This window comes from Exiguobacterium sp. s192, assembly GCF_018618795.1.
GTDB lineage: Bacteria > Bacillota > Bacilli > Exiguobacteriales > Exiguobacteriaceae > Exiguobacterium_A > Exiguobacterium_A undae.
In genome coordinates this window covers 1-23,670 of the sequence record NZ_JACSMS010000016.1, presented here as the reverse complement: position 1 = coordinate 23,670, position 23,670 = coordinate 1, and the positions used below count along the sequence as shown (strand labels likewise).

At 45.4% G+C, this 23,670-nt stretch carries 20 protein-coding genes; 14 read left to right on the top strand and 6 right to left on the bottom strand.

Annotated elements, in window-relative coordinates; genetic code table 11:
• Positions 1 to 7 precede the first annotated feature (7 nt).
• Entirely contained in the window at positions 8 to 919 is a 912-nt protein-coding gene (locus tag KNP87_RS16025) for an iron-hydroxamate ABC transporter substrate-binding protein (protein ID WP_026831833.1), read from the bottom strand.
• A 3-nt stretch (positions 920 to 922) separates the two neighbouring features.
• Complete coding sequence (locus KNP87_RS16020) at positions 923 to 1,714, bottom strand: ABC transporter ATP-binding protein (protein ID WP_026831834.1); 792 nt, start codon at positions 1,712 to 1,714, stop codon at positions 923 to 925.
• Between the two features lie 184 nt (positions 1,715 to 1,898).
• Here KNP87_RS16020 and KNP87_RS16015 point away from each other — a divergent pair, with 184 nt between their 5' ends.
• From KNP87_RS16015 to KNP87_RS16000, 4 genes are all read left to right on the top strand, one after another.
• Positions 1,899 to 2,957, top strand: coding sequence for an NAD(P)/FAD-dependent oxidoreductase (locus KNP87_RS16015; protein WP_214722290.1), 1,059 nt, complete (start codon positions 1,899 to 1,901; stop codon positions 2,955 to 2,957).
• Positions 2,958 to 3,114: 157 nt separating this feature from the next.
• A complete protein-coding gene (locus tag KNP87_RS16010) occupies positions 3,115 to 4,329 on the top strand; it encodes a cation:dicarboxylate symporter family transporter (RefSeq protein WP_214722289.1) in 1,215 nt (404 codons plus the stop codon).
• Between the two features lie 389 nt (positions 4,330 to 4,718).
• Positions 4,719 to 5,006 (top strand): hypothetical protein, encoded by a 288-nt coding sequence (locus KNP87_RS16005; RefSeq protein WP_214722288.1) that lies wholly within the window; start codon positions 4,719 to 4,721, stop codon positions 5,004 to 5,006.
• A gap of 20 nt (positions 5,007 to 5,026) precedes the next feature.
• Entirely contained in the window at positions 5,027 to 5,320 is a 294-nt protein-coding gene (locus tag KNP87_RS16000) for a DUF2089 family protein (protein ID WP_026831838.1), read from the top strand.
• 48 nt (positions 5,321 to 5,368) lie between these two features.
• Here KNP87_RS16000 and KNP87_RS15995 read toward each other — a convergent pair whose 3' ends face one another.
• Both KNP87_RS15995 and KNP87_RS15990 read right to left on the bottom strand, forming a co-directional pair.
• Complete coding sequence (locus KNP87_RS15995) at positions 5,369 to 5,602, bottom strand: DUF4305 domain-containing protein (protein ID WP_026831839.1); 234 nt, start codon at positions 5,600 to 5,602, stop codon at positions 5,369 to 5,371.
• Between the two features lie 21 nt (positions 5,603 to 5,623).
• Positions 5,624 to 6,451 carry a CPBP family intramembrane glutamic endopeptidase gene (locus KNP87_RS15990; protein ID WP_251135661.1) on the bottom strand — a complete coding sequence of 276 codons (828 nt, stop codon included), beginning with the start codon at positions 6,449 to 6,451 and terminating at the stop codon, positions 5,624 to 5,626.
• An 85-nt stretch (positions 6,452 to 6,536) separates the two neighbouring features.
• Between KNP87_RS15990 and groES the strand changes: the two genes are divergently transcribed.
• The 5 genes from groES (at position 6,537) to KNP87_RS15965 (ending at position 12,130) form a co-directional block, all read left to right on the top strand.
• A complete protein-coding gene (groES, locus tag KNP87_RS15985; RefSeq protein ID WP_012371631.1) occupies positions 6,537 to 6,821 on the top strand; it encodes a co-chaperone GroES in 285 nt (94 codons plus the stop codon).
• 19 nt (positions 6,822 to 6,840) lie between these two features.
• On the top strand, positions 6,841 to 8,481 hold the full coding sequence (gene groL, locus KNP87_RS15980) for a chaperonin GroEL (RefSeq protein WP_026831841.1): 1,641 nt from the start codon (positions 6,841 to 6,843) through the stop codon (positions 8,479 to 8,481).
• 246 nt (positions 8,482 to 8,727) lie between these two features.
• Entirely contained in the window at positions 8,728 to 10,059 is a 1,332-nt protein-coding gene (locus KNP87_RS15975) for a hypothetical protein (protein ID WP_214722287.1), read from the top strand.
• Positions 10,060 to 10,768: 709 nt separating this feature from the next.
• A complete protein-coding gene (locus tag KNP87_RS15970) occupies positions 10,769 to 11,914 on the top strand; it encodes an AbiH family protein (protein ID WP_214722286.1) in 1,146 nt (381 codons plus the stop codon).
• A gap of 33 nt (positions 11,915 to 11,947) precedes the next feature.
• On the top strand, positions 11,948 to 12,130 hold the full coding sequence (locus tag KNP87_RS15965; protein ID WP_214722285.1) for a hypothetical protein: 183 nt from the start codon (positions 11,948 to 11,950) through the stop codon (positions 12,128 to 12,130).
• Positions 12,131 to 12,237: 107 nt separating this feature from the next.
• Here KNP87_RS15965 and KNP87_RS15960 read toward each other — a convergent pair whose 3' ends face one another.
• Positions 12,238 to 14,043, bottom strand: a complete 1,806-nt coding sequence (locus KNP87_RS15960) for an LTA synthase family protein (protein WP_214722284.1) — start codon at positions 14,041 to 14,043, stop codon at positions 12,238 to 12,240.
• Between the two features lie 185 nt (positions 14,044 to 14,228).
• Here KNP87_RS15960 and KNP87_RS15955 point away from each other — a divergent pair, with 185 nt between their 5' ends.
• The 4 genes from KNP87_RS15955 to wrbA all read left to right on the top strand — a co-directional run bounded on the left by KNP87_RS15955 (position 14,229) and on the right by wrbA (position 20,488).
• A complete protein-coding gene (locus tag KNP87_RS15955; RefSeq protein WP_214722283.1) occupies positions 14,229 to 16,388 on the top strand; it encodes a hypothetical protein in 2,160 nt (719 codons plus the stop codon).
• A gap of 205 nt (positions 16,389 to 16,593) precedes the next feature.
• Positions 16,594 to 18,627: an acyltransferase family protein gene (locus tag KNP87_RS15950; RefSeq protein WP_214722282.1), complete on the top strand. Its 2,034-nt coding sequence runs from the start codon at positions 16,594 to 16,596 to the stop codon at positions 18,625 to 18,627.
• A 118-nt stretch (positions 18,628 to 18,745) separates the two neighbouring features.
• The gene (locus KNP87_RS15945) at positions 18,746 to 19,780 is read left to right on the top strand and encodes a DUF2332 domain-containing protein (RefSeq protein ID WP_214722281.1); all 1,035 of its coding nucleotides are present in this window, start codon (positions 18,746 to 18,748) and stop codon (positions 19,778 to 19,780) included.
• A 105-nt stretch (positions 19,781 to 19,885) separates the two neighbouring features.
• A complete protein-coding gene (gene wrbA / locus KNP87_RS15940; RefSeq protein WP_214722280.1) occupies positions 19,886 to 20,488 on the top strand; it encodes an NAD(P)H:quinone oxidoreductase in 603 nt (200 codons plus the stop codon).
• 58 nt (positions 20,489 to 20,546) lie between these two features.
• Here the strand turns inward: wrbA and KNP87_RS15935 are convergent, their stop codons facing one another.
• Positions 20,547 to 22,982 (bottom strand): HAMP domain-containing sensor histidine kinase, encoded by a 2,436-nt coding sequence (locus tag KNP87_RS15935; protein ID WP_214722279.1) that lies wholly within the window; start codon positions 22,980 to 22,982, stop codon positions 20,547 to 20,549.
• A 263-nt stretch (positions 22,983 to 23,245) separates the two neighbouring features.
• On the opposite strand from KNP87_RS15935, the gene KNP87_RS15930 reads away from it, so the two are divergent.
• Complete coding sequence (locus KNP87_RS15930; RefSeq protein WP_167331052.1) at positions 23,246 to 23,419, top strand: hypothetical protein; 174 nt, start codon at positions 23,246 to 23,248, stop codon at positions 23,417 to 23,419.
• The last annotated feature ends 251 nt before the right edge of the window (positions 23,420 to 23,670 follow it).

Here is a 23,670-nt window from a genome sequence, read left to right as displayed (position 1 = left end):
GTATACGTTACGCGCCAAGGAAACTTTTCTTGAAGAACTCCAGTTGACGTTCCAATGTGAGTGGATCGTTGAAGTAAAATTCTTTTGAATCCACTTCGTAGACTTGCTTGTTCTTAACGGCAGGGATATTTTTGTATGTGTCCGTTTCTGTGAACGAGTTATCCGCTTCTGCTGTCTTGCTGAAGATCAGGTAATCGCCTGCATATTCAGGTAAGACTTCCGGTGATAACGCGTAGTAGCCATCTTTTAACGCCATCTCTGTGACTTTTTTCGGCATTTTCAATTTCATCTCTTGGTAGAGGATTTCTGTACCGCGGCCCCAGTTGTCGCCGAAGACGTAGAGTTGTTTGTCGAAGCTTTCGATGACAGAAACTGTCGCATCTTCACCGATTTTAGCTTTGATTTCTGTTCCAGCGTCTGCTGCACGTGTTTTGAAGTCTTTGACCCAGTCGCGTGCTTCTTGTTCTTTGTTGAGCAATTTACCGATTTCGATGTGTTGCGTCAAGTAGTCGACTTTGCCGTATGTGTACGTGACAGTTGGTGCGATTTCTTTGAATTTATCGATATTTTTTGTCGTATCGTATCCGATGATGAGATCCGGCTCGAGTTCGATGACTTTTTCGACGTTTTCTTCTGAGATTTCTTGGACGTCTTTCAGGTCAAACTTCGGATTCGATTTTGACCACGAGTCGACACCGACGAGAGGTACGTCGAGTGCCATGACGTTGCCGGCGAAACCAGCCAGGACGACGACACGTTTTGGATCAGCCGGGACTTCGACGTCCCCTTTTTCGGATTTATAGGTAATCGTTTCTTTTTTTGTATCAGCAGACGAGGTCTCTTCTTTTTTCTCCGTGTTGCCACAAGCAGCAATCACAAGCGTTAACAATAAAAGAACCGGTAATAAAAGCTTTTTCATGATTCAGTCTCCCTTAATTAAGTTGTAGGTGACACACATCGGTTTGTTCGTGCGCGGATCACGACCGATTTCGGCATCGATATGGAATACATCTTTGAGGACGTCTTTTGAGATGACTTCCTCACACGTTCCGGCTTTGACGACTTCACCATGCTTCATGGCGATGATGTAATCGGCGAAACGTGCCGCTTGATTTAAATCGTGTAACACCATCACGATTGTCCGACCTTCTGTCCGGTTGAGTTGTTCGAGTAACTCCAGGACTTCGAGTTGGTGGGCGAGGTCAAGGTAGGTCGTCGGTTCATCGAGGAAGATGATGTCCGTTTCCTGCGCAAGGGCCATCGCAATCCAGACCCGTTGCCGTTGACCACCGGATAAGGCGTCGACCGGACGATGCTTAAACGCCATCGTGTCCGTCGCTTCCAGTGCCCAATCGATGATCTCGTAATCGTGTTTCGTTAAACGACCAAATCCTTTTTGATAAGGAAAGCGACCGTATGAGACAAGCTCTGCGACCGTCAGACCACTTGCGCTTTCCGGTGTCTGGGGCAGGATAGCCATTTTCCGGGCAAGCAGTTTTGTACTTTCCTTGGCAATATCGAGACCATCAAGTAACGCGCGTCCCGATTGATGGGGAATGATCCGGGTCATCGCCTTCAGTAAAGTCGATTTGCCGCATCCGTTCGCACCGATGATCGTCGTGATTTTCCGATCAGGAATCTGAACCGTCAATTCCTTGACGATGGTACGATCTCCGTAACCAATACTGATTTCTTCTGTAGCTAGACGTACCATAGACAGAGGCTCCTTCTCGTTTAAAGCTGTTATCATTGATAATGATTATCACTATCGTCCACCTAACCATAACAGTTACATAAAAACGCTGTCAACATTTTTTCTTGTCTTCAAGAGATGTTCACGTTATCATTGGAAATGAGAATGATAATCAGTCGTATCAAATCGTGAGGGAGTGAGCGAGATGGAGCAGCAGGAATTGTTCGATGTAACGGTAATTGGTGGAGGCCCGGCCGGGTTATACTCTACTTTCTATAGTGGACTACGCGGAATGAAGACGAAATTGATTGAATATCAGGCAGAACTGGGTGGAAAGATTCACGTCTATCCGGAAAAAATGATTTGGGACGTCGGGGGTCAGCCACCCATTACCGGTGCAAAGCTGATGGAACAGCTGGTCGAACAAGGCTTGACGTTTAATCCAAGCGTTCATTTAAACGAAAAAATCATCTCGATCACGAAAGACGTGTTCGGCAACTTCGTTCTGGAAGCGGAATCGGGGACGATTCATTATTCGAAGACGGTAATCGTTGCGGTTGGCGGCGGCATCCTCAATCCGCAGAAATTAAAGATCGAGGGCGCGGAACGGTACGAGGTGTCGAACTTGAACTACACCGTCAAATCGATTGAACGATTTAAGGACAAAACCGTCATTATTTCCGGCGGCGGCAACTCGGCAATCGACTGGGCGAATGAACTGGAACCGGTCGCGAAAAAAGTCTATGTCACATACCGAAAAGACTGTTTCACGGGGCACGAAGCGCAAGTGGAGCAACTCGTGAACAGCTCTGCCGTTTGTCTCTTGAATACGACGATCCATAAATTAATTGCCAGTGACGACCATCACCGGATTGCCTCGGTCGAACTGATTGATTGTGCGACAAGCGAGACGGTGGCCTTGGAAATTGACGAGGTCATCATTAACCACGGCTACGAACAGGATGCCGAGTTACTTTCGAACTGCGATCTCGATTTGCAACAGGTCGACGATTTTTATATCGCCGGAACAGCGTCGAGTGAATCGAGTGTGCCCGGCTTGTATGCAGCAGGTGATATCTTGTCCCACGACGGGAAAGTCCACCTCATCTCCGGGGCGTTCCAGGATGCGGCGAATGCCGTCAACCGGGCGAAAAAATTCATCGAACCGGACGCACCGAAAGTCGCGATGGTTTCTTCCCATAATGAAGTCTTTAAAAAACGGAACCGTGAACTGATTCAGGAAATGGTCAATCAAAACCATTAATATAAGATAAATATGAGATGGGTGGCTTCTGTTCTTCGGACGGAAGCCACCTCTTTTTTTGTATTGTGCTATAACAGATGGGTTTGACAACGCTCTGTCTTTAGGACAAAATGCTCTTATGTGTTTTTTTTAATTGCAAGATGTAGGAGGAATAATTATGGCAACAACAAAACGCAAGCCCATTGGTCTTGCTTGGCAGATTTTAATCGGATTGATTCTCGGGATCACTGTCGGCGGTGTCTTTTACGGGAATCCACACGTTGCGGAGTGGCTGAAGCCAATCGGTGACATCTTTATCCGAATGATGAAAATGATCGTTGTCCCGATCGTCTTTACGACAATCGTCCTCGGTGTTTCATCGGTCGGCAGCCCAAAAAGTCTCGGACGCCTCGGCGTCAAGACGCTCGGTTACTTTACGATCGTGACGATGATTGCAATCTTTACCGGCTTGTTTGCAGCGAATCTCGTCGAGCCGGGTGCCGGCATCAATATGGCGACACTCGACAAGACAGACATCTTGGACGCGATGGTACGCGGGGATATGCTCGCGATCATCTTCTTCTCCGTTCTGTTTGGGCTCGGCGTCGGATTTGCCGGTGAAAAAGGTTTACCGGTCGTCCGCTTCTTCGAAGGGGTCGCGGCTGCGATGTTCAACTTGGTCAACATCGTCATGAAGTTTGCGCCAATCGGTGTCTTCGCCCTGATTGGTGTCACGGTCTCGACGTTCGGGATCGAATCACTCGGTTCATTGTTCAAATTGATCGGGACGTTGTACGTGACGGCACTGCTGTTCATGGTCATCGTCTTTGGTTCCATCATGAAATGGGTCGGCATCCGCGTGTCGGATTTCGTCCGTGTCTTCAAAGATGAATTGCTCCTGACGTATTCGACGGCATCGTCGGAAACGGTCTTACCACGCGTCATGGAGAAGCTGGAGAAGATGGGTGTTCCAAAATCAATCGTCAGTTTCGTCGTTCCGACGGGTTATTCGTTTAACCTCGACGGTTCTGCACTTTATCAAGCCATGGCGGCCTTGTTCATCGCGCAGATGTACGATATCAATTTATCGATCGGCACACAGTTGACACTCGTTTTCGTCTTGATGCTGACGTCAAAAGGGATGGCAGCTGTACCTGGCGTTTCGTTCGTCGTCTTACTGGCAACGCTCGGGACAGTCGGGATTCCGCCTGAAGGTCTGGCCTTCATCGCCGGAATCGACCGAATCATGGATATGATGCGTTCTGTCGTCAACGTAACAGGCAATACGCTCGCGTCACTCGTCATCGCGAAATGGGAAGGGGTCCTCGACTCCGATCAACTCGATGCGTTCATGTCGACGGAAGGTAAGAAGGATCAAATCAAGAGTGCCTAATAGAGGACAGCAGACCAGATGAATCGTCATCTGGTCTTTTTTGTTGTTTTGGAAATGGGAGGACATGATCTATTAGTGCTGGACGCGGTATCGTGTTTGTCACGCCCGCTTTTCTCGGGCGGAACGCAAGCTGCGGTCGTCTCTGACGACCGGGTCTCGCCTGTTCCTGACGGAAGCAGAGCTTCCTTTTCCCGTAGAAGTCGGGCGGAACACACGCTACCTCTGTTGAATGGGTTGAATATCAGATTGTAAAAATATATCAAATCACATCGTTTATGAATAAAGTAATGAATTTATCACGATTGTTTAAAATAAGTTGAATAATGTTTAAATAAAAATTAATATTATTAATATAGAACGGTGGATAGACAACAAAAGGAGGAAAACAAGTGGATATATTTATTTCGGGAATGATCACGATTGGATTATTTGGAGGACAGTTTTATCTCGCAAGAAAAAGTAATTGGCTCGGAGTGATTCTGCCTGTACTTGCCTTAGTGGGAGGAGCATACATATACTTTTATACAGGAGAGCATTCCGATGACCGTGAATCGTTGATTCGGGTTGGCACGCTCATGCTGACGTCAACCTTAGTCAGTATATCAGTGGAGGGAAACAACTCGCGCAAGAAAAAACTGCAACGCGAAAAGGATCGTCTCGATATTCAAGATTTGTAAGAGAGAAGTGAGGGAAAACGATGGAACGACAGGATGTACCTGCTTGGGTACTGGCTTTAGAACAAGAACATCTCGAATTCATCCGGAAGTTCGTCTTGAACTCCGGTTCGCTAAAAGACATGGCAACTTCTTATCAAGTGTCGTATCCGACCGTCCGGACGAAGTTGAACCAATTGATTGAACGAATCGAGTCCGTGCAACAAGAGGACGTCGAATTCATCAACATGATCAAGAATCTCGTCCTCGACGAACGGTTGAATCTTGATATTGCGAAAGTGATCATCGACTCCTATCGAAAAGATCAGACAAAGTGAAGGAAAACAAAAATGAGATCACCGATTCCTCGGCGATCTCATTTTGCATTATTTCTTGTCGTCCTTTTTTTCCTGTTCTTTCTTGATCATCTTCTTGGCTGCCATCCGGAAGCGGAAGATGAGGTAGAGACGGTAAAAGTCGACGGCTGCGAACAGCGTCAAGAGGATCGTCCAGAAGTTGAAGACGGTTCCTGCCTCGATTGAGTTGCTGTACGCGAGGTACATGAACAGAATACCGAAGATGGCATAGAAAAATGCCATGAAGTTTGAACCTTGTCGCATGAAAACACTACCTTTCGTTAATTAAGTCGTTGCGTAGAGTGCAAGTACGACGATGCCGTTGTTAAAGACATGGATCGCGATTGGAGCGATGATGCGGCGTGTCTTGACGAAGACGAGCGAGAAGACGAAACTCATCGCGACGTAAATCAAGAATTTGTTGTCGCCGTGGATCAGACCGAAGATGATTCCACTGAGAACGAAGCTGAAGATGAAGTTCAGTTTCGTCGACAAGTTTCCGAACATGATGTGGCGGAACAGAAACTCTTCCATGATCGGACCAAGCAGGACGACCATCACCTGGAGAATCGGAATGACTTGGATTGCTTTCATGATGTCATCCGTATTTTGTGATTTCGCGATGTTTTCAATTCCGCCGGACAACCAGGCATCAATCAAGTTGACGCTGATTAAAGAGACATACAGTAAGACGATCCCGATTCCGATCCACTTTAATGTATCCATCGTATCGGTTTGATTGCCCTCTGCTTTCCACTTCTGCCAGTCAGGACGCAGACAATAGAAGGAAACGATGACGGCTAAGGTAAAACCGATCGCGAGCCACCAGCCGAGAACACCCGGAATTTGGCTTTTTGACAGGAAACTCGGAAAGGTTGCTGGTACAAGTTGCACGATTAAATAAATCACAATCGGAATGATGTGACGGATTTGCCACTTCTCTGCCATGTTGAACGGCAGATTGACGGAATTTTTCATCGGTCGGGAAACAACTCCTTTGTAATGAAGGTACTGTCCCGATTGTAACAAACAAACCGACCGGGCGCACGAATGGTGATGGTTCAAAGATGTCGATTTCGGGAAAACGGATAAGGGTTCGTGCTTGAATTCCAACTGGAAACCGTTTAAGATAAAAATATGTTAGCACTCCAATTAAGTGAGTGCTAAAAAACAGTCATGTTCAAGGAGGATGTTTCGCATGTTAAAACCACTTGGTGATCGCATCGTGATCGAAGTCGTTAAAAAAGAAGAAACAACACTCGGAGGAATCGTTCTTCCTGGGTCAGCGAAAGAAAAGCCGCAAGAGGGTAAAGTCGTCGCTGTCGGTACAGGCCGTGTGACGGAGCAGGGTGTCCGTGTACCACTTGAAGTGAATGTCGGGGACCACGTCATCTATGCGCAATACGCAGGGTCAGAAGTGAAAGTCGATGGCAACGAATACTTAATCTTACGCGAAAGCGATATTTTAGCAGTAGCAAACTAATCAAAGGGGGATTTCAGTCATGGCAAAAGATATCTTATTCAGTGAAGAGGCACGCCGGGCGATGCTTCGTGGAGTAGACGCATTAGCGGACGCAGTCAAGGTGACGATCGGACCAAAAGGACGGAACGTCGTCCTCGAACGTAAATTCGGTTCACCACTCATCACGAATGATGGTGTGACGATTGCAAAAGAAATCGAACTCGAAGATCACTTCGAAAACATGGGCGCGAAGCTTGTGGCAGAAGTCGCATCGAAAACGAATGAAATCGCAGGGGATGGTACAACAACAGCGACAGTCCTCGCACAAGCGATGATCCGTGAAGGACTTAAAAACGTCACAGCGGGTGCGAACCCGATGGTCATCCGTAAAGGGATCGAAAAAGCAGTCCGCCGCGCCGTCGAAGAACTGCACGCGATTGCGAAACCAATCGAAGGCAAAGAAGCGATCGCACAAGTGGCGGCGATTTCGGCAGCTGACGAAGAAGTTGGTCAATTGATTGCCGAAGCGATGGAACGTGTTGGTCAGGACGGTGTCATCACAATCGAAGAATCACGCGGCTTCACGACGGAACTTGATGTCGTCGAAGGCATGCAGTTTGATCGTGGCTATGCATCACCATACATGATCACGGATTCCGATAAAATGGAAGCGGTCCTTGAGAACCCGTACATCCTGATTACGGACAAAAAGATTTCGAACATCCAGGAAATCCTGCCGGTTCTTGAGCAAGTCGTCCAACAAAACAAACCACTCTTGATCATCGCGGAAGACGTCGAAGGCGAAGCACTCGCGACACTCGTCGTCAACAAACTCCGTGGAACGTTCAACGCCGTTGCGGTTAAAGCACCTGGTTTCGGAGACCGTCGTAAGGCGATGCTCGAAGACATCTCGATCGTCACCGGCGCAGAACTGATCACAGAAGAACTTGGTCTTGATCTGAAAGAAACACAAATCACGCAACTCGGCCGCGCGTCGAAAGTCGTCGTCTCAAAAGACAACACGACAATCGTCGAAGGAAACGGACACAGTGATTCAATCACAGCCCGTGTCGGTACGATCCGTTCACAAATCGAAGAAACGACAAGCGACTTCGATCGTGAAAAACTCCAAGAGCGTCTTGCGAAACTCGCAGGCGGCGTAGCCGTCGTCAAAGTCGGCGCCGCAACCGAAACAGAACTGAAAGAACGGAAACTCCGGATCGAAGATGCCCTCAACGCGACACGTGCAGCCGTCGAAGAAGGAATCGTTGCCGGTGGGGGAACAGCCTTCATCCACGTCACGAAAGCCGTTGAATCGATTTTGGCTGTCACAACAGGCGATGAAGCGACAGGTGTCAACATCGTCCTTCGTGCGCTCGAAGCACCGCTCCGTCAAATCGCGGAAAATGCCGGTCAAGAAGGTTCCGTCATCGTCGAGCGTCTCAAACATGAAGCACAAGGCATGGGTTATAACGCTGCGACAGACGAGTATGTCGACATGATCGAAACAGGAATCGTCGATCCAGCGAAAGTGACGCGTTCAGCACTTCAAAACGCAGCATCTGTTTCAGCGATGTTCTTGACGACAGAAGCCGTCATCGCCGATAAACCAGAACCAGCCGGATCTGCTCCTGCAATGCCTGATATGGGCGGCATGGGTGGAATGGGCGGAATGATGTAACAAGATTTTATGAACCTAAATTATATTTGTTGCTAAAATTCTTAGTAGTGAAAAATGACAAAAATTTAACTTAGAGACTTTCCATTAATTTTTTGATTTTTGGAAAGTTTCTTTTTTATCTATCGATTTTTCTGAAAAGATTTATTAAAAAATAGCTAACATTATAAATAATATACACAAGATAATTTTCCGGGGAAACTAAAAAGATATTTCATGGAGATTTATAGCAATATAGGAGGAAAATAAATGACATATATACAAGGTAGAGGAAATCTCAGGCTTGAAGAAGCAGAAGAAGTAATTGAAGTAGAAAGTGATTTTAACTTAAATTTTAATATTAATAATGTATGGGATAAAAATAGGAATGATATCTCTGTTAGCACTAATAGTGTTTTAATGTGTAGAGAATTACCCGTCTATCCTTGGAATTTTGAAGGAGTGACAACTGATGGGAAAACGTTCAGTGCAAAAAAAATAGTTTTGGTTAACCAAAATGAAAATTGTACTCAAGCGGATATAGATATCAATTTGAAATTTGATATCGGTGAGATAGTAATCGGGAATAATTTAGAATGTGAGATGTTAGAGTATTATATTCCAAACTTTGTTATAGGTTTTGATGAAATGACAGAATCTTTTGGGATAATCACAAGAAATAAAACCCAGTTTTCTTTATCATACAATCAAGAAACGATATCGGTAGAAATACTTGAAAATAATAATCTTGTTACTCGGATGACTGAAATTGAAAGGCAAAATGAAGATGTTTTTACGGTTAAAATTGTACTAAGAAAAGAAAGTGGTAGATTAAACTTGGATGAAGGAAATGAGTTGATGGACTTGATTCTTGACCTTTGTTCAATTGCTTATGGCGGAAAAGTTAGGTGGGGAACTGTTAAAGGATATTCTAATAATGCTGAATTATTTCGTATAATACGTAATGGCTCGTTTGCTCCTTTAAAACCTCACAGACAATTAATTGAGGTCAAATACCCACGGGGATTATCTAGATTTGTTCAAAGTTGTTTTCCTACCTATGTAAGTTTAACTACAGAATCTAGAAGTTCACTCAAAAAAATTTCGGCAGGTATACAATTATCAGCTTCAAATTTGATTTTTCCAATTCCTTATATTGTATTAGGATCTGTTATTGAAGAGTTTGTAAGTGAAGAGTTAGAAGAAACTGTTTCTGGTTATTTAGGTAGAGCACAGAGAAGAGGAATTTATTCTGAATTCAAGTTATTTTTGGAAGAAAATGTTATTCCGTTAATTGGACTAGAGGATGTAAATGACTTTGACGATTCTGGAATGAAGCAAAAGTGGAACGGATTACTTACTAGAAATCTTCGTTCTAGAATTATAAATCTACTAGATACATTTGAAGTTGAGTATGACGCGGAAAAAGTTCGGTCCTTCGTGAGAAATAGAAATAATGCTGCCCATGGTAATTATGAATATGGTTCAAATGATTACTTGGTGTGGTCACAAATGGTTGCTTTATTAGAACAAGTTATTATGAAAAAATTAGATTATAGAGGATCTTATTATGATTGGTCTGTCAGTCCACCAAATCTATAACGTCAGTAAACTAATAAATAAACAAATCAATCAAGCAAGTTAATCTTTCTACCTTGTTACTTATTTTAATAGTAATTTTCTCGTCTCATAATTCACGTGAAACTTTTCAACTTTGATAAATTAATGATTGTCGATACAACATCAATTTACCCGCCATTTTCATCAATGAGTCGACCCATGCCATCCGCTGGTAGATTCTTTGATGAAAAACAGCACGTATATCGTTAGAATTAGAAGATAACAACAGTAGGCGTGACGTCTGCTATTTTAATCTTAATTTGTCAAACCACAAAGCATTGCCATTTTATGTTCAAAATGATTACAGACGAGTAGGTGGATATAATCTAAACCAGGAGTTGTCAATGCAAAAAAATGTAACGCGTTAGCGTGTTCGGTACTTCAAAATACTACTTTAGTTTCATCTATATTATTGAAAATAGAAGTCGTCATCGCGGACAAAAAAGAACTGACTAGAGTTGCTTCTACAATTACTGTGATATGGACGGCATAAGCGGAATGGTGTAATTAATAGCCTCTAAAAATCTATAACTAATTTTAATTTAAACTTAAATGACAAGATAGTTTAATCTTATCGTTTAAGTTTTTTCAATGAGAAATAATTATTCGGAAAATTGTTATTAAGCTAAAAATATCATATAGATATTATAAGGATATACATTTGTTGTAAAGAAATAAAAGTATATATACAATGGATTTATTGAAATTGTCAAAAAATTATTTAAATCACAGTTACCATTTTGATATTGATAAAAAAATATACAATGGATTGGAGACGAAAATGAATATTACATTTTTAATCGGTAATGGTTTCGATATTAATATTGGTTTAAAAACTAGTTATGCGGATTTTTATAAGTACCTAAAGAATCAGAACTACGAAAAAAAAGAGAATAAACTTATTAAAAATATAATAAATGATTATTTCCAAAAGGAAATATTAGGGGATTATGAAGGGGATATTGAAAAAATAGATTGGTCTGATTTTGAAATTGCAATAGGATCATATACGGAAAAAATTAAAACTGAAGATGATATCGAGGAATTCATCAAAAATTATGAGGAATTTATCGATTATTTTACTGAGTATATTGAACGCAATCTAGATGTTAATATACAAGAATTTTTAGTAGAAGAAAATTTGAGTAATTTTGAAAGTTCTATCAGGTTTCCTATTAATACTTACGAGAGAGATCAACGGAATCTAGATGAAAAATATTCGCATTATAAAAATACGGTTAAAAATTTAAATTATATTATTTTTAATTATACTGAGATTTTTGACTTATTCCATAAAAATTGGATAGAGCATTATTCTCAGGGAGGAATAAATTCTAATTCACCAATCCATATACACGGGTATTGTCAAGAACAAATACTTTTGGGAGTTAATGACGAATCACAAATAGATAGTAAACTTTCATCAAACGAAGATTTACAGATGATGATGATTAAAACAATATCAAATCAATATGCACTTAGTACAAGAATGGAAAGAACGACTAGCGTAATTAAAGAAAGTAATTTAATCATTATTTACGGCATGTCGATGGGTGAATCTGATAAATATTGGTGGGAAATGGTGCTTAATGTTTTAAGAGAAGATTTTAATAAGAGCGTACTAATTTATGCATATGAGACTGATCAAAGAGGATTAATGAAACATCATAGAAGAATGATGAGCAAACAGAAAGAATGGAAAGACAAATTACTAAAATACGCTTTGGAAGAAGAGAAAGAAAATTTAAGTAGACAAATTTTTATTCAATTTGATACTTTAAAAATTTTTAACTTCAGTAAATTAAACCCCGTGGTCTTAAAGGAATTAACGAATTAAATCAATTTATTCATCTATAAGTGAGTGAAAGCGATGCTTAAGCGAAAGCGACAGATTCAAAGCGACGAAATCTTGCTAGCATTCCGTTTTTTAAATCGCTATCGACACTCGGACAAGACGATTTCGGAGTTGTTTGACTGGATCATCATGAAAAGATGGAATGTCCTGTTCGACGAGGAACAGCAGTGGTTGAATGAATATCGGACAGCTCACTAAATGATCCGTTCAAGACGGATGGACTAAAGTACATAAAAGGAGGAGCCGGATGCTGAGTCCGGCTCCTCCTTTAGTGTTGCAACGATCATTTGATTCGGATGATTGGTTCAGTCTTGCTCTAATCCATTCTTTTCGATAATCGCATCCGACAGCCGCAAATCTTTTCGTACTTGTTTCGTTTGCGACTGGCACATGTCACGGTCGATCTGTTTTTTCGTCGAGACGTCATAACAGATGCCGTTGCCAGCTTTTTCCGTCAGGTTCGCTTCGTAATAGTAGTCCTTGTAACGGAACGAACCGTCGCGGAAAGCGGTCAGATTCGGTTCGTCATCAAGCAGGGAGTTGCCCATCATATACGGGGACTCGAGATTGAGTAAATCAACGATCGTCGGGGCGATATCGATTTGTCCGCCGTTCTCTTGAATGACTTGTCCTGTGTTTTGATTTGGTTTTTTGATGAACAACGGCACTTGGCGGTCGAGTTCAAAGGCGTCGACGGCATTGTCGATCTGCGCTTTTTGTTGCATCTCACTGCCTTCGTTCGTCAAGCCGCTGTCATGATCCCCGTAAAAGATGACGAGTGTCTCGTCCCACATGTCTTTTGCCTTCAACTCCTTGACCATCTGTCCGACGGCCTCGTCGACATAATGGACGGTCTGGTAATAACGTTTCAACATCGGATCCTCATAGCCGGACAAATCGAGCTCCCGTTTGTCTTTTGGAATCTCGTACGGGGTATGACTCGTCAGGGCAACGAGGAACGAGAAGTACGGTTCCTTGAGTGTTTCCATATGCTCGATCGATGTCGTCAAAAACTGTTTATCGTTTAACGCCATCCCGATTTCTTGTTGATCGGGATAATCCTTTTGGCTGAAGAAGTGATCGAAGCCCAGATTTTGATACACTTGATCCCGATTCCAGAATCCTTTTTCATAGGCATGCATGGCAGCGGTGTCGTAGCCGTTGTTACGCAACAATTCAGGCAACGCCCCGAATTCATTGTCCGGGAATCGGGTGTAGACCGAACCCGACTTCAATGGATAGAGCGACGTGTTCGTGATGAATTCCGCGTCCGAGGTCCGCCCTTCATGGGTCTGGTGGTAAAACGACGGGAAGTACAGCGATTCTTGTTTCAACTTATTCAGGTTCGGTGTCAACGTTTGTCCGTTCACGGTTTGGTCGATGACCGATTCCTGGAACGATTCCAATTGGACGAGAATGATGTTCGGTTTTTTCGTGGCGCCGTCTGCGGCTGAAATCGAGTTGTCCTCGATTCGTTGACGCTCAGACGCGGTCAAGCTTTCTTCTGAGCCGATTGCCCCTTGGATGCCGCGGAACAGATCGAGTCCGTGGTACCCCCAGAAACCGAGCTGATAATAGTCCCGCATGTCAGAGACCGACTGGCTGAGCCGTTGATCTTCTTTGACGACGCTGTAGGTGACTGGCGCAGCAAACAGGATCACACCTGCGAGGAAAACGAGACTTGCTGCCTTTTGGCGTTTGCTTTTCGTGACGGCAAACGTCTTGTTGCGTGTAAAGAAGAGAATCGCTAAGAAAATCAGGCTGTCCGCAAACAACAGGAAGTCGGACGGCAGGATCAGGGCGGCGAAACCGCTGCTGACATCACCCATCTGCAACATCTGCGACATCAACGAGACTGACAGGAAATCTTCGAAGTAGCGGTAGTACCACAAATCGGAAATCAAGAGGAAGCTGTGGGCAATTAAAAGACCGAGCCAAATCCAGCGGCGTTTGTTCCACTGGATCAACAGTGTCCAACTCGACAGCACGAACATCCCGCCAAGGTTCATTAAAAAGAGATCAACCGGAAAAGCGGTGTTGGTATAAAAGCTGAACAGCACGAATTTTAACGTGCCTAACAATAAGTAGAGGGCGTAACCAAATACGATCATAATATTCTCCTAACGTTCATCATTGTTGTGAAGTAGTCTATACCCTAAACTAAATGAGAACGAACGTTTGAATCGGTTGCGATATGTTTGTCATTGACCTGATGTATCAAAAAACATCTGAATAGAAAAAATAAATGGAATAAAATAGAATTAATCACTGCATTTTGAAAGGATGTTCTACATAGATGAACTGGAAACATTGGATGGGGAGTGCCGCACTGGTCTGCGGAACCTGGTTGACGCTGACGACACTGACTGAAGCTGCCCCGTATGACATTAAAAAGAATGATCAGGCGATCATCGGATTTTATGATTTGGAAACGAAACAAACGACGCCGTATCCAAGTGGTGTATCACCGTATGTGTTCCTCCGGGCAGAATCTGCTGACAAGACATTATTCTTGTTCCAAGACGATTATTTTGACGAAAACTTTCAGCCGTATTATTTCATGAACGCTAAAACCGGGACATCGGAAGAAGTGGAGCTCCCTGAAAATCTGGAGTATTTACGGGTTCTTGACCAAGATCATCTCGTGGCACGGGGAGGCTGGGATACGTTTCATGTACTGGAGCGACAGGGAAACCAATTCGTCATCCGTGATACGGTGAAGGATGGACGTACTCCGTCCGTTCAGTGGATTGGTCCGAACCGTTTCTCCTTGATTCGGGACGGCGTCGCGGACTGGTATGATGTGCAGGCAGATGGAACGTTTGCAAAAGTTCAGTCCATCGACGTAAATGAATTTTATCCGCTGACAGGGGACTGGATTCTTGATGTCAGCAAGATAGCCGTGATCCGGAATGTAGAAACCAATCAGACGTATGCCTTACCGAATAAACGGACGGATCAATTTGTCCGTGGAGCCTATGAGACGGCAGACGGTTTGTATATGCAACTAACGGAAGAAGATGAGACGAAAGACGATAACCGTTCAACTTCCTTGTATTATCTGGACAAGCAAACAGGACAAATCAAGACACTGGTCGACTATTCCGATGAGTTAGCACAAGAAGTCTTGACCGATGGACGTGCCATTTACCGGGCGAACGGACAAACGACGCTGCTCGACTTTAAAGAGTACTTACGCGAACCAATCGCGATTGATGATCGGACAAAAGCGGACACTGTGTTTCTGGAGAAGACGCCGTTGACGCCGGATATTCAGCTGACACGAATCGACGGGACGACGGAACCGCTTGCGCTTCAGAAGGTTACGTTTACGGGAGACGTTGATCAGGAGAACGGTGTCCGGATTCCGACAAGTCAAAAGCGGATTTATAATACGGAGTATACCGTTGCTTATACGACAGAAACAGGTGTCGTATTGAAAGATACGACTCGTTATCAACACAAACGATACCTGACGGCGACACTCGATCAACTGAAAGAAGTCAAAGAAGGTCTCTATACGTACCGGATTGATCTTGGGCAGGCCGATGTGCCGGTCAGTGTCTTCCGCAAGGACGGAACACGCATCAACGGTGCGGTATCGGATGAGAACGGGATGCTGACCCTTCCACTTGGTACGACGGGACTGCTCGGGCAACCAATCTCGTTTACAATCGGTGGCGGCAATGTATTTGATAAGGAAACGACGGTACAGCGGACGGTCGTCGGATACGAAGTACCGCGTGTGACCCAGTCGACAAATACGAATTTCAAAACCTTCACGTACCGTTTGGAGAGTAAAACTGACGGCGGAACGTATACTGTCTACTACGGAAAGAAAAAAATCGCAACCGTGCCAGCAATCAAGAAGACCGAAGTGACGATTCCCTATACAGATCAACTGGCTGAGTACCGGATTGTCCGTTCCGGCAGTTATGTCTCGAAATCACTCTCGTTAAAAGACAGCGTGATGATGTCCAGTGTATTACATCAGCCGTTAAATGACGAACAGACGACGATTGACGGTGCGCTCGATTGGGATGCTTCTTACGGAAAACTCTACATCGATGGCAAGTACACGGCGTATATCGACCGGAAGAAAACACGGGTGTTCGCCATCCCGACAAAACCGTTGAAAGCGGGTCAAGTCGTCAAATTGGTGGCGCGCAAAGGAACACAACTCCAAGTTTCCGAACAACGGGTCGTCGCTGCCGGCAATCCAACGCTGAAATCATACACGACGGCGTTAAATTCAGCGAGCACGGCATGGAAAGTCAAAGCGACTAAAGGCAAGACGATTGTCGTGACGATCAACAAGAAACGGTACACGAAAATCGCGACCGGTAAAACACAGACGATGACGTTCCCGAAACAAAAACGGGGGACACGCGTGACGGTCCATGCGGAATCGATCAAACTACGCAAGAGTAAAACGTTTACGTTAACCGTGAAATAAGCTACATGTAAACACGACCCTTCGTTATCAGAAGAGTCGTGTTTGTTGTGGTCGGTGATCAAAGAAACACAAAAGTAATTACTATTGTTATGGATTTTATTAGTATTTTACTTTAGGATGAATTGGTGCGTGTTTAATGTTGGAGGAATTTTTTTCAATTCCATTCGTCTCGTCGTGAGAAAAATAGTATAGGAGCTAATGTAAAATGAATCAACTGAATCACAAAGAAGTCCACCCTCAAAAACTCATCAATACCAAAAGTCAGTTTCGACCGGAAATCGAAGGGTTACGTGTCGTCGCGGCGTTACTCGTCGCGGTTTATCATATCTGGTTCAATCGTGTCTCCGGCGGCGTCGATGTGTTCTTCGTCATCTCCGGTTTCCTAATTACGACATCGATCATCTCAACGATCAACCGGACCGGTGAGTTTCGTTTCTTACCGTATGTCACGAAGTTGATCAAACGGCTGTTGCCGTCGGTCTTGTTCATTTTGGCCGTCGTGCTGGTTTTAAGTTCGTTTTTATTACCGCAATCGATTTTAGAGAAGACGATTCGTGAAGTCGTCGCCTCGATGTTCTTCTATCAAAACTGGCAACTGGCGATTTCGAGTACCGATTACTTGGATGCGAGCCAAATGAAGTCGCCGGTTGAACATTTCTGGGCCTTGTCGATTCAAGGGCAGTTCTACATGATTTGGTTTGTCTTGTTTGCCTTCATCCTCTGGATGGTCAAAAAGTATGCGATCAAGAACGTCAAACCGATGATCAATACGATTTTAGGTGTCTTGTTCGTGTCTTCTCTCGCCTATTCGATTTATCTGACGTCAGTCAATCAGCCGTGGGCGTACTTCATCACGATGACACGCGTCTGGGAATTCGCCTTAGGAAGTCTGCTGTGTATCAACCTGTCGTCGATCCGTGTTCCGAAATGGATTGCAACCGTGATCGGTTGGCTCGGATTGATCGGGTTGATCCTAACCGGGATCATCTTCAACGTCTCGGAAATGTTCCCGGGCTACATCGCCTTATGGCCGATGACGTGTGCCTTGTTCATCGTCTTGTCGGGAACACGTGAGACGACGTTCGGGATCAAACGTTTCTTAGGTTCAAAACCGATGGTCAAACTCGGTGGAATCGCGTTCGGGATTTATCTCTGGCACTGGGTCCTGCTTGAGTTTTACCGCTACAACGTCCAGCAAACACCAGGTTTCTGGATGGGGACGTTGATCATCCTGTCGTCAATTCTGTTGTCTTACTTGATGACGGAATACATCGAAAAACCGATCCGCAGCTCAAAAGTCGACCGCTCGTCCTTCAAGAAGCTCGGCATCATGGCGAGCATCAACGTCTTGTTGATCGGTTCGTTGCTCGGTCTGAAGTATTTTGAAGAAAAAGAATTGACGGACGGCGTCAGCACCGGCGATTATCCGGGGGCGATGGCAGTCAAGAATCCGGACCAGACACCGGACCGTGAGCCATTCCCGTCGTACGCCAACGTCTTTGATGACCTGCCGCTCGTTCACACCGACGGCAGTAACCAAGTATTGAGCAAAAGTGACGTCAAAGTCGGCGAGTATGGCGAAACGAAAGACTACATCGCAACGATTGCACTCGTCGGCAGCTCGCACTCGGAGCAATGGTTCGGAGCGATTCACGAAGCTGCAAAAGGTGAAAAGTACCGGGTCTTGAACATCACCCGTTCCGGGACACGCTTCTCGACCGGCTATGACGATAACGTCTTAAAAGGTATCTGGAACCAAAATGTCCTCGATTACTTGAAGGATGCCGACGTCGATCTCATCATTTCGCACGTCACGGCAGCAAATGCGACGAAGGATAAGATTCATCAACAAATGGTCGATCAGATGCAGTACGTCAAAGACGAGTACGGCATCGACGGTCTGGCACTGCGGGATAATCCGCGTTACAGCTTTAACGTTCTTGAGTCGCTCGAGACGACGAGCATCGAAGAGACGACGAAGAAAATGAATGCGGAAGTCAACCAGCGCGATGAAGCGTATTGGAAAAACTTCGAGCAAACGAACAAGTCGCTCTACAAACTCGATTTGACGGATTACTTCCGCGTCGATGGAGAATTCCGTCCGGTCATCGGAAATGTCGTCATCTACCGCGACGTCAGTCATATGACGAATTCGTACGCGGAAAGTTTCGGACCGGTCTTCAAACAAAAACTGAATGAAGTCGTAACGGATATTCTTAAGAAAAAACAAGCTGATTAATCGTCAGACGAACTCTTCCCCTGTTACAGGCGGAAGAGTTTTTTTGATGTCGGAAACAGGTTTTTGGAATAATTTAGGGAATATAAGGTTGGGTAACGAAAAAAGGGGGGAACGATTCGTGACACAAGCAGAAATCGCACAACGCTTCCAGATTTTCGCGGAACGAGAGTGCCGGGACTCGAGTCCGTTTTATGAATATCTATCGGAGGAAATTGCACAAACTCCGGCAATTCTTGAACTGTGCCGACACGCGCGCGACGGGCAACCGATTCCGAATCTCCTGTTTGGTGCCGTCCACTATCTGTTGCTGAAAGGGATTGATCATCCGCTCGCCGCGTACTATCCGAGCGTGACGGAACAGCCAAAACCTTTTGCGGAGTCCTTCGCAGATTTCGAATCCTTTTGTCAGACTTACGAAGCGGATCTAATTCCGCTGCTGGCACAACGTCTTGTCCAAACGAACGAGGTCCGACGCTGTACGTATCTGTATCCGGTGTTTGGTCAGATTCATCAACAGACGAACCAACCGCTCGCTCTGCTCGAAATCGGAACGAGTGCCGGATTGCAACTGTTGTTTGATCAATATGCCTATGATTACGGGGCAGGGGAGACGGTCGGCAATCCGGCATCCCGTCTGCATCTAACCTCCGTCATCGAGGGAACGGTAACACCGACGCTTCCAAAAACACCACCACCCGTCACGATGCGGACCGGACTCGATTTAAATATCGTCGATCTGACCGATGCCGATGAACAGTTGTGGCTGAAAGCACTGATTTGGACGGAGCACCGGGAACGGCTTGAGATGTTCGAGGCGGCAGCGCGTTACGTGGAAGAGTCCGCGCTGGAACTCGTCGAAGGGGACGGAATTCAATTATTGAAGCGGTACGCAACGCAGACACCGGACGACAGTATCCTCTGTATTTTCCACACACATGTCGCAAACCAGATGCCGCTGGCTGTGAAAAAGGAATTGCTCCAAGTCGTCGAGGAAATCGGACAGACGCGGAACCTCTACCACCTGTACAACAACGTCCAGGACCGGTACTTGCATCTTGATGCGTACATCGATGGAGTCTTGACGGAACAGACGATTGCCGAGACAGACGGCCACGGTCGCTGGTTCAAGTGGTTGGTTCCACAAGAAGTATAAAAATCCCTTGGATTCAAAGTAAAGGCGTTACTTTATCCAAAAAGCGGGAAAAGATGACATGTACATCCATTGTCCGTCACTGTTTTTGAAAAAAGGAGCGAAGTTATGTCTAATGTGAAACTGGCTGTCATCTATTACAGTTCGACCGGAACGAATCACCAACTCGCCACGTGGGCGAAAGAAGCAGGGGAAGCGGCTGGAGCCGAAGTGCGTCTTTCGAAAATCAAGGAGACGGCACCAGCAGAAGCGATTGCCTCCAACCCACTCTGGCAAAAACATACCGATGCCACGCGTGAAATCGAAGAAGCGACACCCGACCTGCTCGACTGGGCGGACGCAATCATCTTCAGTGTCCCGACCCGTTACGGACATGTCCCGGGACAATTCCAACAGTTCCTCGATACGACAGGTGGTCTCTGGGGTCAGGGGAAACTTGTCAATAAAGTCGTCAGCGCGATGTCATCGGCTCAAAATCCGCACGGCGGACAAGAAGCGACTGTCCTTGCTGTGTATACATCGATGTTCCACTGGGGTGCGATCGTCGCAGCACCAGGCTACTCGGATCCGGTCCTGTTTGCAGCAGGCGGTAATCCATACGGGACGACGGTGACCGTCGATCAAGACGGCAACATGGTCGAGTCCGTTGAACCGGCTGTTCGTCACCAAGCGAAGCGTACGGTGGACATTGCAAGTCGTATTAAAGGCTGATTAAAAAAATATAATCAAAAAAACCGCGCCAGTTCCTTTTCGGAACAGCGCGGTTTGCTTATGCATCAGGTTGTGTTAACGGCAAGTCGACGGTGAACGTCGAGCCTTGTCCTTCGATCGATTCGACGTGGATTTCACCATCATGGGCACGAGCAATCTCGCGACAGATGGATAAGCCAAGCCCCGTTCCACCGATTTTTCGGGTATCGGAATTATCGACCCGGTAAAACTTCTGGAACAGTTCGCTCATGGCGGAAGCTGGTATACCGATACCATGATCGGTAATCGCAACCTGCAGCCGTTCATTGTGCTCGGTCACACGGATTTCAATGGCACCACCGGCTGGGGAGTACTTGATGGCATTGTTGATCAAGTTTCCGAACAACTGACGGATTTTCTTCGCATCGGCCTCAATCAAGAGAGGCGACACGTCAGATGAGACACGAATTTGATGACTAGACGAAGACAGACTATGCAGTTGTTTTAAGTCCTTCATCATCGCAAGTAAATCAAACGGTTCGAACGTGTACTCTTGTTTATTGGCCTCCATCCGTTGCAAATCAAGGAAGTCATTGATCAACAGGGACAGCCGCTCCGTTTCTGAGTGGACCGCGTTCAAGTATTTTTTTTGCCGATGTGACGGAAGATCCCGCTGGATCATCAGCTCGGTAAAGCCGTAAATTGAGGAGAGCGGTGTCCGTAACTCATGGGAAATCGTCGAGACGAGTTCATTTTTAATCCGATCGATTTCGACTTCGTTCGTCACATCACGGAGAACAAGCAGGATACCCCGGAACTTCCCACCGTAATGGATTTCTTCCGAGTAGGTCTTGATGAACCGTCGTTCGTGGTTAATCGAAAACGTGATGCCTTCTCCTGTTTCCCGGTTGACGAAGGTTTGACGTAAGTACCGTTCGAACTCAGGCAGTTGATCGACCTGGTATTTCAAATGGGTGATCGAATCATCGATTTCAATCAACCATTCGGCCTTGGACTCAACGGCGGATGGATGATCAAATAATTCGAGCAACGGTCGGTTGATCAATTGAATCGGTCCGTCCGGTTCGATGTAGACGATCGATTCGCGGATCGAGTTCAACAAGCGGGCTGTTTTTTCCCGTTCTTGATCAATCTCGTCGAAAGAGCGCATCCGGAGGAGTGACAACGCGAGTTGACGGGCAAAGGCGGCTAGTTCTTCCTGCTCTTGCCGATCAAACGGGCGGTGCAGGCGCATCAGATAGATGTAGGCGATGATTTCATCGGTACTGGCATCAAGGACCGGTGTCACCGCAAAAGCGCGTTCTTCGAATTGAGCCGTATGCGGAACTTTGTCTGTCCGTGCTTTTCGAATGACCGGTTCAATCGTCGCAATCAACTGATCCTGCTCGTGTTCCGACATGGCGTGAGACACGATGTTCGTTACCGTCGTCCCTTCTTTGAAAATCAACGAACCATTCGTGGAGTCGGTAATCTCGACCATCTTTTCGATGACAGCTGGATAAGCTGTCACGGTATCGCGGTCGGCAAGTGTTTCGGTCAACTGATTCCGGATTTTGAGATGGGCTTCATTGCGCAACGTCAATTGCAGTGCTTGTTCCAGATTATCGTTGGACGACATCAACCGATGTTTGTTGTCGGTCAGTGCCGTCGCCATTTGATGAAATGACTTGCTGAGCTCACCGATCTCATCGGTCCGATTCATCGGAATCAACGGTGCCGTGTGAAGTCCTTGAGCAAGCAGCTTACTTTCTTTACTGAGCAGTTGAATCTGACGTGTCGTCCGTTCGATGAAGGGACGAATGATCAACAGAATGACGAGAAATAAGACAAGCAGATTCACAAGCCAAATCCATTCTGCGTATTTTGTTTGTGTAATCAGTTTGTCCTTTGCCATCGTCTCTTTGGCCTGCAGACTTGTCCGGTAATTGGTGAAAACACTCTCCATCGTGTTGACACTTTTACGCATCGTTTCACTGTCGGACGCATTCATCTTGAACTTTCGGTTCGGATCCCGTTTGACTTCCGGCATCATCGATTTCAGACTCGGCATCTGCAGAAAACTTTCATCGACAGTCCCGTCTTGTTTGGCTTGGACATACTTGATCAAGCTCGGCATCACGAACGTCGTGTAGGACGTGTAAAGCGAACGGACATCGGAGGCATAGATTTGATCAGCCTCATAAGTTCCGTTTTTCTCGAACCACTGGGTTTGTTCCTCCAGCGATTGTGTTTTTTCGTCGACGGTCTCTAATACAGCGTCGTCTCCAAACACGATATATCCCCGCATCTCATATTGGAGCGACTGCCAGTCGTCCCATAAGGACGTCGCCCGTTCCTGACGCTCGCTGATGGCATCGAGACTGGTTTTGGCACTCATGACTTGATGGTTCGTATAAAAGTAAGCAGCAATCGAAGAAACAGAAAGCGTAATTAGTATGAGGTAAAAAGCGGACATGATTTGTCGGCTGATTTTTTGATTGAACCATTTTTTCATAAAGTATATGGATGCCCCTTTGCGTCAGCTTTCCGATTCAATAATAGATGTAACTACTATACCTATTTCTTACCGTAATCGTACATTTTTTAGACTCAAAAATATAGTGTTATTAGAAAATTATCTTAAATACAAGAAATTCATACCAAAAAGTGCTCGAGACGTTTTGGGACATTCACAATCGAGCCGATGCATGCGTGCTTTAAAATCAGGGAAAGATGAAAAGTACGGTGGATGTTTCTGAGAAGAAAGGGGGACTTCAGATGAACTATCGCTTTTTAGCTGTGTTGTTCGCCGCCGATGCGGCGATTTTAATCGTTGGCGGGATGCTGTTGCGCGATACGTTTTCATACGCACCGATCATCGGCTGGGCAGGAGGACTGTTGTCGTTATTTGCGGCGATCGTCTTTTCCGTGAAGCGGCAAAAGAGCAGATGATACAAAAAAGGGGCTGACTCAAAAGTCAGTTTTTACAAAGATCAGAGTGGCAGAATGATAATCTGCCACCCTGATCTCGCAAAAAAATCACTCGCTACACGCAACTCCTACAGGAAAAAGCGCATTTTTGCGCTGTCTGAACTACTCCCCGTCAAGTAGACAGGTAAAATAATATAAAATTTTTAAACGGCTTGAGCCCTGAATTCCAGCGGACTTAAGCCGTTTAATCGTTTTTGATACCGTAGCTCATT

What these genes read in the sequence shown, in the direction of transcription:
- KNP87_RS16025 (WP_026831833.1), bottom strand. Translation starts at nt 919, where the DNA reads ATGAAAAAGCTTTTATTACCGGTTCTTTTATTGTTAACGCTTGTGATT.
- KNP87_RS16020 (WP_026831834.1), bottom strand. Translation starts at nt 1,714, where the DNA reads ATGGTACGTCTAGCTACAGAAGAAATCAGTATTGGTTACGGAGATCGT.
- KNP87_RS16015 (WP_214722290.1), top strand. Translation starts at nt 1,899, where the DNA reads ATGGAGCAGCAGGAATTGTTCGATGTAACGGTAATTGGTGGAGGCCCG.
- KNP87_RS16010 (WP_214722289.1), top strand. Translation starts at nt 3,115, where the DNA reads ATGGCAACAACAAAACGCAAGCCCATTGGTCTTGCTTGGCAGATTTTA.
- KNP87_RS16000 (WP_026831838.1), top strand. Translation starts at nt 5,027, where the DNA reads ATGGAACGACAGGATGTACCTGCTTGGGTACTGGCTTTAGAACAAGAA.
- KNP87_RS15995 (WP_026831839.1), bottom strand. Translation starts at nt 5,602, where the DNA reads ATGCGACAAGGTTCAAACTTCATGGCATTTTTCTATGCCATCTTCGGT.
- groES (WP_012371631.1), top strand. Translation starts at nt 6,537, where the DNA reads ATGTTAAAACCACTTGGTGATCGCATCGTGATCGAAGTCGTTAAAAAA.
- groL (WP_026831841.1), top strand. Translation starts at nt 6,841, where the DNA reads ATGGCAAAAGATATCTTATTCAGTGAAGAGGCACGCCGGGCGATGCTT.
- KNP87_RS15975 (WP_214722287.1), top strand. Translation starts at nt 8,728, where the DNA reads ATGACATATATACAAGGTAGAGGAAATCTCAGGCTTGAAGAAGCAGAA.
- KNP87_RS15970 (WP_214722286.1), top strand. Translation starts at nt 10,769, where the DNA reads ATGGATTTATTGAAATTGTCAAAAAATTATTTAAATCACAGTTACCAT.
- KNP87_RS15965 (WP_214722285.1), top strand. Translation starts at nt 11,948, where the DNA reads ATGCTTAAGCGAAAGCGACAGATTCAAAGCGACGAAATCTTGCTAGCA.
- KNP87_RS15960 (WP_214722284.1), bottom strand. Translation starts at nt 14,043, where the DNA reads ATGATCGTATTTGGTTACGCCCTCTACTTATTGTTAGGCACGTTAAAA.
- KNP87_RS15955 (WP_214722283.1), top strand. Translation starts at nt 14,229, where the DNA reads ATGAACTGGAAACATTGGATGGGGAGTGCCGCACTGGTCTGCGGAACC.
- KNP87_RS15950 (WP_214722282.1), top strand. Translation starts at nt 16,594, where the DNA reads ATGAATCAACTGAATCACAAAGAAGTCCACCCTCAAAAACTCATCAAT.
- wrbA (WP_214722280.1), top strand. Translation starts at nt 19,886, where the DNA reads ATGTCTAATGTGAAACTGGCTGTCATCTATTACAGTTCGACCGGAACG.
- KNP87_RS15935 (WP_214722279.1), bottom strand. Translation starts at nt 22,982, where the DNA reads ATGAAAAAATGGTTCAATCAAAAAATCAGCCGACAAATCATGTCCGCT.
- KNP87_RS15930 (WP_167331052.1), top strand. Translation starts at nt 23,246, where the DNA reads ATGAACTATCGCTTTTTAGCTGTGTTGTTCGCCGCCGATGCGGCGATT.